General features: G+C 35.6%; 15 protein-coding genes. 10 read left to right on the top strand and 5 right to left on the bottom strand.

The annotated features are described in order from the left end of the window. Window positions 1-26 precede the first annotated feature (26 nt). Window positions 27-473: a YcxB family protein gene (locus tag KW2_RS02260; RefSeq protein ID WP_021036766.1), complete on the top strand. Its 447-nt coding sequence runs from the start codon at window positions 27-29 to the stop codon at window positions 471-473. Between the two features lie 17 nt (window positions 474-490). After that, on the top strand, window positions 491-1,405 hold the full coding sequence (locus KW2_RS02265) for a lactate/malate family dehydrogenase (protein WP_021036767.1): 915 nt from the start codon (window positions 491-493) through the stop codon (window positions 1,403-1,405). Between the two features lie 34 nt (window positions 1,406-1,439). Here KW2_RS02265 and KW2_RS02270 read toward each other — a convergent pair whose 3' ends face one another. The 5 genes from KW2_RS02270 to KW2_RS02290 form a co-directional block, all read right to left on the bottom strand. Continuing rightward, window positions 1,440-2,321, bottom strand: coding sequence for a DUF1003 domain-containing protein (locus KW2_RS02270; protein WP_011675530.1), 882 nt, complete (start codon window positions 2,319-2,321; stop codon window positions 1,440-1,442). A 356-nt stretch (window positions 2,322-2,677) separates the two neighbouring features. Next, window positions 2,678-2,878 (bottom strand): YjzD family protein, encoded by a 201-nt coding sequence (locus tag KW2_RS02275; RefSeq protein WP_011834518.1) that lies wholly within the window; start codon window positions 2,876-2,878, stop codon window positions 2,678-2,680. A gap of 89 nt (window positions 2,879-2,967) precedes the next feature. Then, a complete protein-coding gene (locus tag KW2_RS02280) occupies window positions 2,968-3,447 on the bottom strand; it encodes a nucleoside 2-deoxyribosyltransferase (protein ID WP_014573106.1) in 480 nt (159 codons plus the stop codon). Then, on the bottom strand, window positions 3,431-3,985 hold the full coding sequence (locus tag KW2_RS02285) for an LOG family protein (protein ID WP_021036768.1): 555 nt from the start codon (window positions 3,983-3,985) through the stop codon (window positions 3,431-3,433). The genes KW2_RS02280 and KW2_RS02285 overlap by 17 nt, the downstream gene beginning before the upstream one ends. Beyond that, window positions 3,985-4,638: a deoxynucleoside kinase gene (locus KW2_RS02290; protein ID WP_011675533.1), complete on the bottom strand. Its 654-nt coding sequence runs from the start codon at window positions 4,636-4,638 to the stop codon at window positions 3,985-3,987. The genes KW2_RS02285 and KW2_RS02290 overlap by 1 nt, the downstream gene beginning before the upstream one ends. Window positions 4,639-5,200: 562 nt before the next feature. Here KW2_RS02290 and KW2_RS02295 point away from each other — a divergent pair. From KW2_RS02295 to KW2_RS02330, 8 genes are all read left to right on the top strand, one after another. Next, window positions 5,201-6,235 (top strand): C39 family peptidase, encoded by a 1,035-nt coding sequence (locus KW2_RS02295; RefSeq protein WP_021036769.1) that lies wholly within the window; start codon window positions 5,201-5,203, stop codon window positions 6,233-6,235. Between the two features lie 52 nt (window positions 6,236-6,287). After that, entirely contained in the window at window positions 6,288-7,472 is a 1,185-nt protein-coding gene (locus tag KW2_RS02300; RefSeq protein ID WP_041168681.1) for a C39 family peptidase, read from the top strand. A gap of 143 nt (window positions 7,473-7,615) precedes the next feature. Continuing rightward, entirely contained in the window at window positions 7,616-10,828 is a 3,213-nt protein-coding gene (locus KW2_RS02305; protein ID WP_021036771.1) for a DNA polymerase III subunit alpha, read from the top strand. Between the two features lie 87 nt (window positions 10,829-10,915). Further along, entirely contained in the window at window positions 10,916-11,905 is a 990-nt protein-coding gene (locus KW2_RS02310) for a LacI family DNA-binding transcriptional regulator (RefSeq protein WP_021036772.1), read from the top strand. Between the two features lie 92 nt (window positions 11,906-11,997). Continuing rightward, window positions 11,998-12,393 carry an RDD family protein gene (locus KW2_RS02315; protein ID WP_021036773.1) on the top strand — a complete coding sequence of 132 codons (396 nt, stop codon included), beginning with the start codon at window positions 11,998-12,000 and terminating at the stop codon, window positions 12,391-12,393. Then, the gene (locus tag KW2_RS02320) at window positions 12,386-12,661 is read left to right on the top strand and encodes a hypothetical protein (RefSeq protein ID WP_021036774.1); all 276 of its coding nucleotides are present in this window, start codon (window positions 12,386-12,388) and stop codon (window positions 12,659-12,661) included. Before KW2_RS02315 ends, KW2_RS02320 begins: the two co-directional genes overlap by 8 nt. Window positions 12,662-12,745: 84 nt before the next feature. Next, window positions 12,746-15,046, top strand: coding sequence for a glycoside hydrolase family 65 protein (locus KW2_RS02325; protein WP_021036775.1), 2,301 nt, complete (start codon window positions 12,746-12,748; stop codon window positions 15,044-15,046). Between the two features lie 53 nt (window positions 15,047-15,099). Then, window positions 15,100-16,365 carry an ABC transporter substrate-binding protein gene (locus tag KW2_RS02330; protein WP_021036776.1) on the top strand — a complete coding sequence of 422 codons (1,266 nt, stop codon included), beginning with the start codon at window positions 15,100-15,102 and terminating at the stop codon, window positions 16,363-16,365. Window positions 16,366-16,425: the final 60 nt, after the last annotated feature.

A 16,425-nucleotide genomic window follows, 5' to 3' on the forward strand; every position in this document is an offset into this window, starting at 1 on the left:
AAACGAAATATGAAAGGTGAAAAATTATGAAATACAAACTCTCTGGGACATTGACTCAAAAAATTTATATGAAATTTGTGATGAAAAAGATTTGGGTGGCATCTATCATGGTATTTGTTATTCTTGAAATCTATGCCATTTTTAGTCAGTCAATAGTTGGATTTGTCGTTGGAATTGTTGCGCCGCTTGTTTTTTACTGGGCCTATTATTGGTGGTTAGTTAGAGCTTATAAAAGCAATAAGGGAGCTCAAGGATTTCAAGATTTTGTAATAGATGAAGAATATATTCATCAAAAATCAAATATTAGCGAAGCGACTCTTGATAAAAGTTATATTTATAAAATTGGCTATCATAAGGACATCATAATCATCTATATAGCAAAAGATAATGGCTTCTTTTTACACCGAACTTGGCTGGAAGAGGGAAGTTTTAAAGAGCTTGCTGCTTTTATAAAAAAATATTATGAAAAGTAGCTGAAAAAGGAGAAAAAATGCGAAAAGTAGGATTAATTGGTTGCGGTCATGTTGGGGCAACAGTTGCTTTGGATATCGTTCAGGGGGGCTTCGCTGACGAGCTAGTAATTATTGACAAGGATAGAAAAAAAGCAGAGGCAGAGGTTTTAGACCTCCTAGATGCCCTTGCTTTGCTTCCATTCTATGTCAAAATATACGTGGGAGAATATGATGATTTAGCGACTGCCGATATTGTCTTATCTACATTGGGTCATATCGAACTAATTAAACCGGGCGGAGATAGATTCACTGAATTAAAAGCAAATATTCCAGAAATTAAAGAAGTTTCTGAGCAATTAAACAGGATTAATTTCAAAGGAATTTTGATTGCAACAACCAATCCGAACGATGTGATTGTTAATATTTATTCTCAATTATTAAATCTTCCTAAATCACAGATTATTGGAACGGGGACTTATCTGGACACGGCTCGTATGAAAGCTCAAGTAAGTCGAGCGTTGGAAATTGATGCCCGAAGTGTTGAAGGTTATGTTTTGGGGGAACATGGTAATTCACAATTTACGGCTTGGTCAACGGTCAGAGTTGGTGGTCAATCTTTTTTAGAGATTGCTAAAGAAAAAAATTTAAATTTAAAAGACTTAGAAGAAAAAGCCCGTCAAGGAGGATTTGCTGTATTTAACACAAAAGGATATACCAACGTAGCCATAGCCGCAGCAACGGTTTCCTTGATGAATCTGGTGCTTTCTGATGCAAAAAACGTTGTTATCTGCTCACATTATGACGAAAATTTTAGTTCATATATTTCGACACCTGCCTTGATTGGTAAAAATGGGATAGAAGCATTGATAAAACTTCCACTAACTTTAGAAGAAGAAGGCAAATTAAAAAATTCAGTGGTTGAAATTCAGGAAAAAATAAATTATTTTAGTTAAAAGTAAAAAGCCTGTTCAATCGAACAGACTTTTTTTAATCAGCATTAGCAGCATTAGCAATGCCTTCTTCTTCCTCATCATCAGTATTTTCTTCAATACTATCAAGAGTTTCTTCAAAACTATCAAAGGTTTCTTCAAAATCATCAAGTTGGTCTTCAACATCATCCAAACGTTCACGGATATCTTGGTTTTGTTGATAAACTTCGTTTAGAAGGATTTGAATATCCCCAAGCATTTCAGTTTGGATTTTTTGGATTTGCATATTTGAAGCTTGATCATCCATCATTAAGTGATCAAGTTTTTCATGTAAAGCAGCAACACCCTTTTCTGACTTAACATTAACTTGAAAGTCATTTTTGGCAGATAAGCGGTCATGGTGTGCGGCGCGGTTTTGGCTCATCATAATCAGTGGCGCCTGCATAGCAGCAGTGATTGAGAGGAAAAGATTGAGTAAAATGAAAGGATATTTATCCCATTCAACGCCAAAGAGGCCAGTCACATTGACAAACATCCAGACTACTAAAATACCGAGATAGGTGATAATAAAAGCCCACGAACCGACGAATTCGGTGACTTTGTCAGCCACTCGTTCACCAATAGTTTCTTGAGTTTGGAGCTGTTCTTCAACGTCGTGAATTTCAAAGTTTGCTTTAGTTAATTCTTCATTAAGCAAATCATTGACGGTGAAGTTTTTTTGAAGGTCAAGGTGAAACAATGTATCTAAGACCTCTAACCGAAATTTAACCTGATGTTCATTACAAATGAAGTCATGACTAGTCGCTTCAGGATAGTCACGCATAATGACGGTTTGAAGGCTAGGGTCAAGATTCTCAAGAAAGTCTCCTCCTGATCTACGGTGAATACGACCGTTAACGAGACAGACGACTTTGTTCTTATTAATTGGAGTTGGAGCCATTTTATAGCATGGTTCAAGCTTAAAAAATCAAATTTCTTATTTTGTGAAATGGATCAAGTCATTAGAATTAATATCAAAAAGATGGCGCAAGAAGAGCGCTAATCTAATCTTGGTCAATTTGACAGAATAAGTAATCATTATAATTGCGGGTTTGGGTCGACCTTTCAAAGCTTGAGCGCTCTCCTTTCTTTTAGGTTCTAAGGGACGGTTTAAATAACAATGTCCATATTAAATTATAAGGTATTTTAAGAAATTTGCAAGCCTCAAGAAACAAAATAAAAATCCCTATAGCAATAAGGATTTTTATTTTGAGTTTAGGCGTTTATACCGCACAAAACTGATAAATCATCAGTTGTTTAGTTTGCTTTGGCTTCTTTTTCCACAGCAACAGCTTGGAAAAGATATACAAAGAGACCAAAGATAAGCGAGATAATAGTTGTCCAAAGTTCAGGATCTGGAACACCAGCAAGGGCAGTAGCAACATAGCCTACAACCTGACCAAGAGCAAGCGACCAGAAAAGTGTGACAATAAGTTTCATAATTACGCTTCTTTCCATATTTTCTATCCGCCTATAGTATAGTACAAATCAAGTCAAATTTCAAATTTTATATCTAATTGAAGGACGATTTACTTGTTATTTTTTTACTATTGATATTTTCCACTATAGGGAATTTTTGGAGATTCTAGAAAATTATAGTCTTCAATTTGTTTGACATCTGTGAAGAAAGCTCTGTTTCTTTCAGTCAACATAATATTAGTTGCTAGACTTTCTTCAAAGCGAATGAGGTAGGTCGGTTTTTCTAAAGCAATAGCGTATCCTAATTCCCAAGCGGTACCCGAATCGGTATCTTGTTTATCAAAGTCAACGATAGCAACGATGATATCTGCTTTATTGACTTCTTTAACATCATTTTCCATTGTTGCTTTGGCCCATTCTGGGGTAAAAGCTTCAACTTCTTTTGGTAAAGATTCAGGATGTTGACATCTCATTGGGCTAAAAAAGTTTGCTACTGTTTTATTTTTTGAAAGTGCATTTTCTAATAGTTCAACTTTATTTATTTGTGTCTGACTGAAAAATGGGGCGGCAAGGTAAACATTAACTGGTTTATTAAACAACTTGTTCAAGTTTTAAATCTCCTAATAATTCGATTGTTTCTTCGGCAGAGTCAACGAGAGAAATGGCATCAATGACTTCTTTAGAAATCATACCTTCCTTAAGTTGCAAGCGCAGTAGGTCAAAAAGTGGTTGATAAAATTTTTGACCTACAAAAATAACAGGGCGCACGCGAGTTTGATTGATGGACATTTCAGTTAAAAGTTGAAAGCTTTCTTCTAATGTTCCAAATCCTCCAGCTAAAATAACAAAAGCTTCGCCTAAATCTATCAACTTGCGTTTACGCTCAGCCATGTCATTTGTTAAATAAAGTTTAGAGGCATTTTGACGAGGAGGTTCTAATGGGAGGACTCCAGCAGGATAGACAGCAATCACTTGCCCTTTATTTTGAATAACAGAATCTGAAACCATACCCATGCAACCTTCTTTTGAGCCCCCATAAACAAGGGTATGACCTGATTGTGCAAGTAATTTCCCTAATTTTTCACTGGTATCTTTATAAATTGGATTTTTTCCATCCCTTGATGATAAGAAAACAGTAACATTCATTAATTATTTTCTCCTTCAATTTCTTTTAGTTTTGCTTTGATTTGTTGCAGAACTTGGATTTTTGATTGCTCATTCTCTACAAAATCATATTTATCGCCATCAATTTGAATTTTGGGGCAAATATCGAAAGCTTCAAACCATGTATCATATCGGCTATTTAATTCTTTATAATAGTCGTATAAACTTGGGTCATATTCTAATTGTTCAAATTGTCGTCCTCTTTTTTTGATTCTTTCTAGCATTTTATCAAAGGAAACCTTGACATGAATAAGTAAATCAGGCCTCTTTTTAAAAGATAAGCTGTCGATTTCTTCTAACATATTTTTGAGTAAATCATCATAAACTTCAACCTCTGTTTCATCAGCACGTCCTAAATCGGCGTTCAAATGAAAAAGCAGACTATCTTCATAAATTGAGCGGTCTAATACATTATTATTATCAGATAAGGCTCTTTTGATTGAATCAAATCGCTTATTTAAAAAGTATATTTGCAATAAAAAGGCATATTTTTGAGGGTTTTCATAGAATAATGGCAAAACCTTATTATCGTCAACACTCTCATAAAAAGCCTGTGTTTTCAATTCCTCCGCCAACATCTCAGTTAAAGAGCTTTTTCCTGCTCCAATTGTTCCAGCTAATACTAGCACTGTCATTACACCTTTCCTATTCTATTTTTAGTTTTACTGTTTATTTAATTAAAAAATGAGTAATAAATAAACAAGGCTTGCTCATTATAGTGCAAAATAAAAATATCGTCAAATTGAATTTAAAAGTGCATCTAATCCCGATAATAAAGGCTTTTTTAAGGTCTCTTAAATTTTTTTATTACGATAATTGGTAGCTTGCAATATTTAAGGAATTGTAACATTTTTTGATTGGGAACAAGGCTAAAAAGCAGATTTTTTATTCTAAAATGTCAAAAATGTTGGACGTTTTCAGTTTTTAAATTATTTATAGGTATCTTTATGATTAAAATTAATAAAATGGATATGTTTTAAATAACAAAATATTTCAAAAAGTGAATTTAGAGAACCTTTAGAATTTGATTATATAAAAATAAAATTTCTAATTTAATTATATAATTTCTTATTTTTATTTGATTGTTGACTTTTTACTAGTAAAACTATATATTGAAAGTAAAGAATAAGTAATAATGGATTTTTATACACCAGAAATGATTGAATTTGATTTGGTGTTTCAAGTTTAGGAGAAACTATGAAAATTAAAAAAGAGCTTTTGCTTTTACTTTCTTTGACGATGATAGGAGTTGGAACTGTCCATGCTCAAGCTTCTACAAATGTCCCCCTTTACCGGATGTATAATTCAAATTCTGGTGAACATTTCTATACTGAAAATTTTTATGAAGCAACCTCCTTACATAATGTAGGATGGAATTACGAAGGGATTGAAAGTTATGAACCAGTTACTGGTGGGGCTCCTGTCTATCGTCTTTACAATCCAAACGCTGGTGTTCATTTTTATACTACAAGTGCTTATGAAAAGCAGAACTTGGTGAATCGTGGTTGGCGCTATGAGTTGATTGCTTTTGTTTCTGGTGGAAATATTCCAATATATAGGGCATACAATGCGCATAATAGTCAGCATAATTATACAACTAGTGCTGGAGAACAGAACAATTTAACTAGCCTAGGTTGGTCAAATGAAGGAATAGCCTTTTATGCAAATGCCTATGGAAATCCCAATGATAACACCATTTCTCGGCAACCAGTTTGGCATTCTAATTTTTTATATCAAAATGATCCACGCTGGGCAAATGTAAGGGTGGGTGATTCAACCATGGCACCAGAGGGCTGCGGCCCCACATCAATTGCCATGATTTTAAATGGATATGGTGCTAATTACAATCCTGTCCAGATTGCTCGAACAGCTAATCAAATCGGAAACTATAATAATCCTAATATTCCCGGAGATGGTATTGATGGACAGACTGTAGTGAAAACTTTGAATTACTACGGAATGCAGACGACCCAGATTACAACAAAAGAGCAATTAATTAATGAATTGAGATCAAACAAACCTGTTATCTATGGTATGGAGTGGCTTTATACTTATCCTAAGATTTCTCACTTTGTCGTTCTTTCAGGATACAACAATGGCTATACAACCGTACATGATCCATTGAATAGGATTACAGGTAGTAACTCAGTTGAGAGATTATGGGCACATCCCTCACAACTCTCTGACGATTGGAATGCAGGACGTCCAGCATGGTCAGTTCTTCCTAAGTAAATATTAAAAGGAGTAAATTTTGAAAAAAAACATTGTATTTTGGAGTGCGCTTGTGGCGCTTGTATTTTTGAGTCAAGGTAAAGCTTTGGCCAACGAGGTTTCAGGAGGGACAACAACTATTAATGGTGATAATGTTGTTTTAGAAGCACCAGTAAAAGCAGGTCAATCTGAAGCGAATGAAACACAAGCTCCTAAAGAAGAATTAGGTCAAAATGATTCAGTAAGTCTTCGGTCAAGAATGGCAGTTGCACCAGCGACTCAAGCACAAACCCTAGCAGTTTATAGAATGTACAATGCAAATTCTGGTGAGCATTTTTATACAAAAAATTCTTATGAACGGGATTCTTTAAAAAATATTGGTTGGAATTATGAAGGAGTGGGATGGCAAGCTCCAGAGAGTGGTTCACCAGTTTATCGACTTTATAATCCAAATAGTGGTGAGCACTTTTATACCTTGAGTGCCTATGAGCGTGATGATTTAAGAAAACATGGTTGGAATTATGAATCTATAAGTTTTAATTCGGCAGCTAATACAGGGATTCCAGTTTATCGTGTCTACAATCCTAATAGTGGTTGGCATCACTATACTTTAATTAGTTATGAAAGAGATTCGTTAGTAAAAGCTGGTTGGCGTAATGAAGGCGTGGCTTGGTACGCTGCTAATAATGGACAAACAAATAATGATAATTATCGTTTGTTGGGGGTTCGTAATTATGACCAATATGCTTTGGGAGCACCGAGTGGTTGTGAAGGAGCTGCTTTATTGCAAGCTCTGCAATATAAAGGAAAAATTACTAACTGGGGCTTAGTACAATTTTTAAATACAATTCCCAAATCAACAGATGGAAGCCCAAATAGTGGTTTCGTAGGTAGTCCATTTGTTGAAGCATCAAATGTATATTCAGCTATTTATCCGGGTCCTTTGTCAAATTGGGCCAAAAAATATGATACAAATGTTCAAAATATTTCAGGAACAAGCGTTGATGGATTAATCAATGAAGTTAAAAATGGGAACCCAGTAGTGGTTTGGGTAACGATTAATTTTCAACCGGTTCGTTGGGGTGCTTGGCCATTTGGCTCAGCAGTAAATAATAATCATGCAGTGACTTTGGATGGCTTTAATAAATCAAGCAATCAGGTTCATGTTTCTGATTCAATCAGTGGCTCTTATTGGTTAAATCGGGCAACTTTCGAAACAATTTATAATGCACGCAAATATGCTGTCGCTGTTCGATAGTGAGTTGAAATAAAGCAAGAATGAAGATTCTTGTTTTTTTCTTTTATTTAAACTTAGTCCAAGTTAAAGGTAAAATATAGTATAATAAAAGTAATATAAATTTGTAAGAAGTTATGATTGGTTCTAAGAGAAAGGAGGAAAATATGTTTGCACCCTTAAATACAAAAACAGAATACAGTTTTTTAGATAGTGTTGTTAAACTAGACGATTATTTGGAAGGGGCTCTACGTTTAGGCTATAAAACGGTCGGAATTTGTGATGTGGGAAACCTCCATGCAGCTTTTCGGTTTGTCAGAAAAGCTCAAATGCTTAATTTACAACCAGTTATTAGTATTGAATTAAATTTTGAATGGCGGGGTTTGCCAGTTTCTTTTTCTTTTATTGCTAAAAATACAGAAGGTTATAAAAACTTACTTCGGATTTCAACATTTCATAATTATGATCGACGTCAATTTTCTGATATTCAAAATCATTTGTCAGGAATCGCACTGGTTATTCCAGAAACTTATGGGACTTTAAGTGAGCTATCAGAGCTTGCAGCATTTGCCGACGAAGCCTATATTGGGATTGACCAGCAGACAGATAAAGGAACTAAATTTAATTTACCAACCCTTCCTTTTCCAGCAGTTCGTTATCTGAATTTTGCTGATAATGAAATTTTAGCTATTTTGCACGCGGTGCGTGATGGGCTTTCCTTTGACGAAAGTTTGACGGTCAGTTCAAATGAATTGCTCCAAAGGCCAGAAGCTTATGAATCTTATTTTCAGAAATATTTTCCGCAAGCACTGACAAATCTGTCAGTATTAACAGCAAAAATTGCTTATCAATTTGATGAAAAATTGGAACTTCCGAGATTTGATAAGAAAAGGGAAGCAGTTGAACATCTTCGAGAAGAAGCGATTTTAGGACTGTCTGCCCGACTTGAAGAAAAAAAATCACTGACAGAAATTTCGTCAGTAAGTCTGGCAAATGCTTTAGCTGAAGAATCAACGATGATTGATTTGTCAGTATATCAGGAGCGTTTAGAAAAAGAGTTGTCAGTCATTCACCAAATGGGATTTGATGATTATTTTTTGATTGTCGCGGATTTGTTGCGCTATGCGCGTGAACAAGACATTTATTGCGGAATGGGGCGTGGGTCGGCTGCTGGGTCTTTGGTTGCCTATGTTTTGGGAATCACTCAGGTTGACCCTGTCAAACATAATCTTTTCTTTGAACGTTTTTTGAATCCAGAACGAGTGGCCATGCCCGATATTGATATTGATATGCCTGATGACCGCCGTGCTGAGTTACTGGCCTATATGAAAAATCGTTATGGTTCAGACCATGTAGCACAAATTGTCACTTTTTCAACTTTAGGAAAAAGACAGGCGCTCAGAGATGTCGGTAAAGCTTTTGGAATGACCGAAGCTGAATTATCTAATTTGACTCGGATGCTTGTTCGCCGTTTTGGAACTCTGGCTGATGAATATGAAAATAATCAACGTTTTAAAGCCGAAGTATTGAAAAATGGAAAATTAAAACGAATTTATGAAGTCGCCAGACGAATTGAGGGAATGCCTCGCCAGACTTCAACACATGCTTCAGGTGTTGTTCTTTCTGAAGAATCTTTGGTGAATTATGTGTCATTAAAACCGTCAGAAGATTTAGCTTTGACTCAATATGAGGCACCAGATGTGGAAGCGATAGGACTTCTAAAAATTGACTTTCTTGGATTACGTAATTTAACTATCATTTCGAGATTACGTGATTTGGTGAAAAAACGTCAAAAAATTGATATTGACCCGTTAAAAATAGATTTAGAAGATGAAGCGACATTGGCACTTTTTAGAGCTGGAAATACGATGGGAATTTTTCAGTTTGAAAATCCGCAAATGCGACGTTTTCTAAGAAACCTTGCACCAAGCAAATTTGATGATATTGTTGATGCAACTTCAATTTTCCGTCCTGGTCCATCACAGTTTATTCCACAATTTGTTGCCAGACGCCATGGAAAAGAAATTGTACCAGTTGTCGACGATTCTATCAGTGAAATCTTAAAGCCGACTTATGGAATTATGATTTATCAGGAACAAATCATGCAAGTGGCTCAAGCTTTTGCCGAATTTTCTCTTGGAAAGGCTGACCTTCTTAGACGAGCAATCTCTAAGAAAAAAGGGTCCGAGTTGGAGAAGCTGCGCGAGGATTTCTTAATTTCTGCAGGAGAACTGGGTCATTCTAAAGAAAAAGCAGAAGAAATTTATGACCTGATTGAACGTTTTGCCAATTACGGCTTCAACCGTTCGCATGGCTTCGCTTATGGGGCGCTTGCTTTTCAAATCGCTTATTTTAAGGCACATTTCCCTGATGAATTTTATGAAATACAATTACGTGACCGTAAACGGGAAGTCATGATTTTAGATGCTTTGGACAATGGTTTTGAGATTGAAAAACCAAATATTAATCAGATGAAAATTGGTGATTTTGTAAAAAATAAAAAAATTCGATTAGGATTAGCTCATGTTCAAGGAATTTCCCGTGATTTGGCAAAATGGATTGTTGAAAATCAATCATATAAGAATTTGGCAGATTTTGTTGAGAAATTACCCAATAATTTTCATAAAAAAGAAAGTATTCTACCACTAATCCAAATTGGTGCTTTTGATTATGCTGATTCTAATCGAGGGAAATTGGCTTATAATTTGGCTGACCATGCTAACTTACTAAATTATTATAGTGATGATATTTTTATGGCAAGTTCTGGTGGCGGTTTTGCTTATCATGAAGCAGAGGATTATTCAGAAACAGAAAAATATGATTTTGAGAAAAATTTGTTAGGGATTGGTGTAACACCCCATCCTTTGCAAAGTTTGGCTCAGAGATTTTCAGGAAATTTCACGCCAATTGCTAATCTTGTCAAAAATCGTAGAATGACGATTTTGGTTGAGATTAATTATATTCGGACCCATCGAACAAAAACAGGGCAAACAATGGCATTTTTAACTGTGTCAGATAGTCGTGAGAATTTTGATGTTACTCTTTTTCCAGAGATTTATCGTCAATTTTCGAGTGAGCTTGAGCAAGGAAAATTCTACCTGATTAGTGGGAAAGTAACCGAACGTAATGATGAATTACAGCTTGTCGCTGACCGAATGAGTCGAGCTTTGGAAACTGATAAAAAACTTTGGTTAAATTTAAGAGATGAGAAATATAATCAAAAAATTTCGCAAATTTTACGTGAATTTCCGGGTTCTCATCAAGTGATTCTTCACTATTCAAATTTGAAAAAAACGATTCAAACAAAGATTTATGTGGAAGAGTCGGAGTTTTTGAAAAAACGATTGGAAGGATATGTTATTGGTATAGTTTATAAATAAAATGGTTCTATCAAGGGCCTTTTTATTTATAGTTGTTTAGAAATAGGAAAAGTGGTAATATTAAAAAAAATGAGCAAGAGGGATGTGATGAAAAAAGTAACAATTAAGGATGTTGCACTACAAACTGGTTTATCAGTGAGCACAATTTCTAGAGTATTTAACAATTATGGTGATATCAGTGATAAAACAATTAAAAAAGTTACTCTTGCGGCTAAGGAATTGGGCTATACTCCAAACAGTGCAGCAAAACAACTCTCAAGTAAGAAGAAAAAAATTATTGCTTTAATTTTGAATGAAATTAATGTTACCCCTGGAGTTGCTATGCCGTTGGAAGTCTTAGGTGGTGTGGTCGATAATTTGGATAAGACAGATTATGAATTTGTTTTTTATGCCACCAATTCTACTAAACAAAAGCAAAAAAGTTTGAAGCAATTTTGCAATGAACGTGATATTACGGGTTTAATTATACAGGGATTACGTATTTCTGACCCATATTATCAGGAACTGGCAACTTTTGATTTACCCACTGTTGCGATTGATTTAGATATTGAAAATGATAAGGTTGGAACGGTCTCAACTGATAATGTTAAGGCTGCCTTTGAAATGACTCGTTTGTTGATAAATTTAGGTCATAAGAACATTATTTTTATCAATGGAACTAAAATGGCCACCGTTGCACAAGCACGTGAGTCTGGCTATCTTGCGGCAACTGAGCATTCACAAATTTTTTATGCAAATTTTTCTGAAAATGAAGCTTATCAGTGGGCGATTGATTATGCTAAAAATAAAGGATTTAAAAAAGAGGATGCTATCTTTGCGGCTTCTGATATTATGGCAATTGGGATTATTAAGGCTTTTAGAACTCTAAAGTTAGTCAATAAAGTTGCAGTGGCTGGTTTTGACGACATTACACTTGCTAGTTATATCACACCTTCTTTAACGACAGTTCGACAAGATATTAGGAAAATCTCAGAGTATGCGGTGAGGGACCTAATTTGCCAAATCGAGACTGGAGAAGTCAAGCATCGTTTTATACCTTTTCAGATAATTGAGCGTGAAAGTACGAGTATGAGTTAATTTAAGAAACTCATATTTTCTTATTGACAAATGAAAGCGATTACTATATAATGTTTTTTGTAAACCTAAAACGTTTTAGCTGGAGGGAGAAAATGAGAGCATTAATGTTTCTACAACGCTTTTTAGCAACAATAATTGATTTAATCATTGTTTATTTACCAGTTTTACTTCTTGTTCAGCTTGTTTTTACCAATAAAGGAGCGAGTAGTATTGGAAATTTATTTGCAGCTATCGTCTTTGTCTTGTATAATTTAATTTCAGAAAATAGTTTTCAGGGAAAAACGATTGGAAAATATTTTGCTAAACTAAAAGTGAAGACGACATCAACAGACTTATTGGAAATGTGCCAGCGGGAATTAGCTAAGTTACTCTATTTTTTACCAATGGTTGGTTGGCTTTTTGTCTTTATTAGTGTGGTCATGTATTTTGTAAATGGTCAGTTTTTACATGATAGAATTGGAAGAAGTGAGGTAACTATCAGTGGTTAGTCAGGAGAATTTACCAGAACTTTTAAAAAATCCAATTTTGCCATTGGCTTCAATTTTTCTTTTAACAATCTTAGTTGCTTATTTACTTGCATGGTTTTATCGAAATGACTATGACCCGATGAAAATGATAAACGCTTATTTAATTTATAGCTTACCGCTTTTCTTGCTTGGACTTTTCATGCATGTGAGGATAATATTAATATTTGGAACATATATATTGGGAATGATTATTTTGATTTTTCGAAATCAGCATTACTTTGATCGTTAAAGTATATTTAAAAAATTTTAATGATTTACTAAAACGTTTTAGTTAAAGTTTAATAAAGAAGAAGGAGAAATAAATTTGAGTTTTATGTATTACAATGAAAAAAATCTTTGGCAGATTGAGCAAAAAGGATTTGACGAACGTTTTTTGGGAAAATCAGAGGCTATTATGGCTCTGGGCAATGGTTATTTTGGGAGTCGTTCCAGCGAGGAAGAAGCTTATATTGGCGAAACTCGAGATACTTTTGTGGCAGGAACTTTTAATTCCTTTGACGAAAATGAAGTCACAGAATTACCTAATCTTCCTGATATGTGGGGGATGGAATTTCTTATTAATGACCAACGATTTTCGCTGACACAAGGCCTTGTCAGCAATTATTCTAAACGCCTGAATCTGAAAAATGGCGAATTGTGCCGAGAATTTATTTGGGAATTAAAGGATATAAAGTTAAAATTCAAATTTCAAAAATTTATCTCAAAAGCCCGTCAGCACTTGCTGGTCAGTCATTTAGAACTTTCCAATCTTACTGACAGAGCCGTCAGTATAAAAATGCGTTCAGGCATTAATGGGCAGGTTTCAAACGAGGGAAGTCAGCATTTTACTGACGGAGAAAAAGGGCTGACAGACGGCAAATTTATCCAGATGATGCCAATGACGACAGGCTCAAAAATTCAATTTGTCCAAACGGTCGAGCATAAATTTGATGTAGAAGTATCAGAGCGACCAGAAACTGGACGGCGTGCTTTCTTTATGAATTACAATTTTGAACTTGCTGCTGACTGCTCGGTCACTATCGAAAAACGTGGCTCAGTTTATACGTCAATTGATAATGACCTTGCAAGTCATGATTTAAATAAAATACGTAAACAAGCAGTTCATGAATTACAGAACATAGAGAAGTTGACTTATCAAGAACTCCTCCTAGAGTCGCAACTTGCTTGGCAAAAAATCTGGGAAAAGCACCCGATAAAAATTGACTCCGAAAATTTCCGTGACCAATTGGCCATCAGATTTGCCAAATATCATTTGCATGCCATGGCACCAGCTCATGATGAGCGCATGAATATTGGCGCAAAAGGACTTTCTGGGGAGGGTTACAAGGGACATACATTTTGGGATACTGAAGTTTTCATGTTGCCTTATTTTAATTTTACACACCCAGAAATTGCTAAAAATCTTGTCACTTATCGTTATCTGGGGCTTGATGGTGCGCACAAAAAAGCGAAAAACAATGGCTATGAAGGCGCGCAATATCCGTGGGAAGCGGCGAATCCTTTTGACGGAGAAGTCACTCCTGTTTGGGGCGCAGCGGATATCGTGACTGGTCAGTCAACAAAAATCTGGTCAGGATTTATTGAGCAGCATATCACGTCAGACGTAGCTTTCGGCATCAAGCAATACATTGATGTCACGGGAGATGAAGCCTTTGAGGAGGAAAAGGCCTATGAAATTTTGATTGATACCGCAAAATTTTGGGTCAGCAGATTGGACTATATTCAGGAAACCGATTCTTATGAAATTTGCGATGTGATTGGCCCTGACGAATACAAAGAACACGTCAATAACAATGCTTATACCAATTATACTGCCCACTGGAATGTTGCCTTTGCCATAGATTTAATTCAGAAATTAAAAAGTCAAAAACCCGATATTTATGACAAATTAGACCAAAAATTCAATCTGAATTTACTGACGGAAATCCTGTCAGCAAAAGTGGATAAGATTTTTCTACCAAAAGCAACTGCTGACGGGGTTATTGCGCAAGATGATACTTATCTTAGTAAAAAAATATTAGATTTACAGAAATATCGTAATTCTGACGGCGTTGACAGTCTTTTCCACGATTATAATTTGGAGCAAGTCAATCAAATGCAAATCACAAAACAAGCTGATGTCTTACTTTTGATGTTACTTTTCGAAGGATTATTTGATAAAGAGCAAAAGTTGAAAAACTTTAATTATTATGAACCGAAAACAACACATGATAGTAGTTTGAGCCTTTCGACTCACGCCATTCTTTCGGCGGATTTGGGGAAATTAGAGCAATCTTATGATTTCTTTAACAAAGCTATAAATATTGACATGGGCGAATATATGAAGTCCTCAGATGCAGGCATTCACGCAGCAAGTCTTGGAGGAATTTGGCAAATGATTGTCTTTGGCTATGGGGGCTTGCGAATGGTAGAAAGTCAATTGCGCATTGAACCTCATTTACCAAAGGAATGGAAAGCGCTGGAATATGGTTTTGATTATCATGGAAAAGCCATTCATGTCGAGCTGACAAAAGATAAAATGACTCTGTCAAAAGAAAATGATGGTCATGAGATTAGCTTCATGAATAAGGGACAAAAGTATGTCTTGAAAAATCAGTTAACAATCAAAATGTGAGATAAAAATATAAATAATTTCACAACATAAAATTTCCACTAGGAGGAAAAATCATGAAAACTTGGAAAAAAGTTTCGCTCATCAGTCTGACAATGGTCGGCGCAATCGGCCTTGTTGCCTGCGGGAATTCGGCTTCTGGCTCGAAAAATACCCAAACTAAAACACTGACAGTCGGTTATTGGAAAGGCTCAGATACTGAAAATGCGACCTTTGACAAATTGGTCAAAAATTTTGAAAAAGCAAATAAAGTTGATGTAAAGCCTAAGGTCTATACGGATATCACGACTCAACTTCCGACTGATCTCTCTGGTGGGACGGCTCCTGATGTCTTTTACATCGACTCATCTTTCTATCCCTATTTACAAAAAGAAGGTGTCCTAAATGACCTGTCAAAAGTTGTCAATAAAGATGATTTTTATTCGTCAATTGCCAAAGCTTTTGAAACGAATGGAAAAATCTACGCTGCACCAAAAGATGTGTCAACTCTGGCAATCTATGTGAATAAAGACATCTTTGCCAAAGCAGGAATTGATATTAATTCCATTCCAAAATCATATGAAGATTTTATCAAATGGGCGCCAAGCGCTCAAGCCAAGATTGACGCGGCTTATGGCAAAGGCAAAGTTTATTTGATGAATGTCAATGCTGATTTGACCAGAAACTGGCAATTTATCACAGCTGACGGACAAAACCCTATCACTAAAGATGGAAAGGCAGATTTATCAAATCCAACCATTTTGAAAAATCTTGGAACAGCCGTTGATTTGTTTAATACAGGAGCAGTAGCAACCCCGCAACAAGTTGGGGTGGGTGATGAGGGAGCCGGTTTTGGCAATGGAAAATTTGCCATGGCGCTGACAGGAAATTGGAATTTCCAAGTTTTTAATAGTCAATACAAAAACCTCCATTATACAATCATTCCTAATTTGACTTATCAAGGTAAAAAAATGACCATGCAATACACGGTCGGTTGGGGCGAATACAAAGATACCAAAGCAAAAGCACTTGCTGACAAATGGATTCAATATGTCACAGGAAAAGAAGGAATGTCCACTTGGACAAACGGTGTTGGAACGCTTGCAACGCGTCCAGATGTTGCTGACAGCTCAACTTTCTTAAAAGCCAATCCCTTACTTCAAGTTCATCAAGATTCGATTAAATTTGCAACCCCTTGGCAAGATGGGACAAATCTGACAACCCTTGTTTCATCGTACGGAAACTTTATTCCAAATGTTTTCAAGAAAGGGGCAACCGCGGCTGATTTGAAAGCAGCAATGAAACAGGCAGACCAAGATGCCAATAGCAAAATATCAAAATAAAAGTCATTCTGTCAGTAAAATTTAAGTCCTGTCAGTAAATTCGCTGCATATAGAAAGCAA

The sequence above is a fragment of the Lactococcus cremoris subsp. cremoris KW2 genome (assembly GCF_000468955.1).
In the GTDB taxonomy this organism is placed as follows: domain Bacteria; phylum Bacillota; class Bacilli; order Lactobacillales; family Streptococcaceae; genus Lactococcus; species Lactococcus cremoris.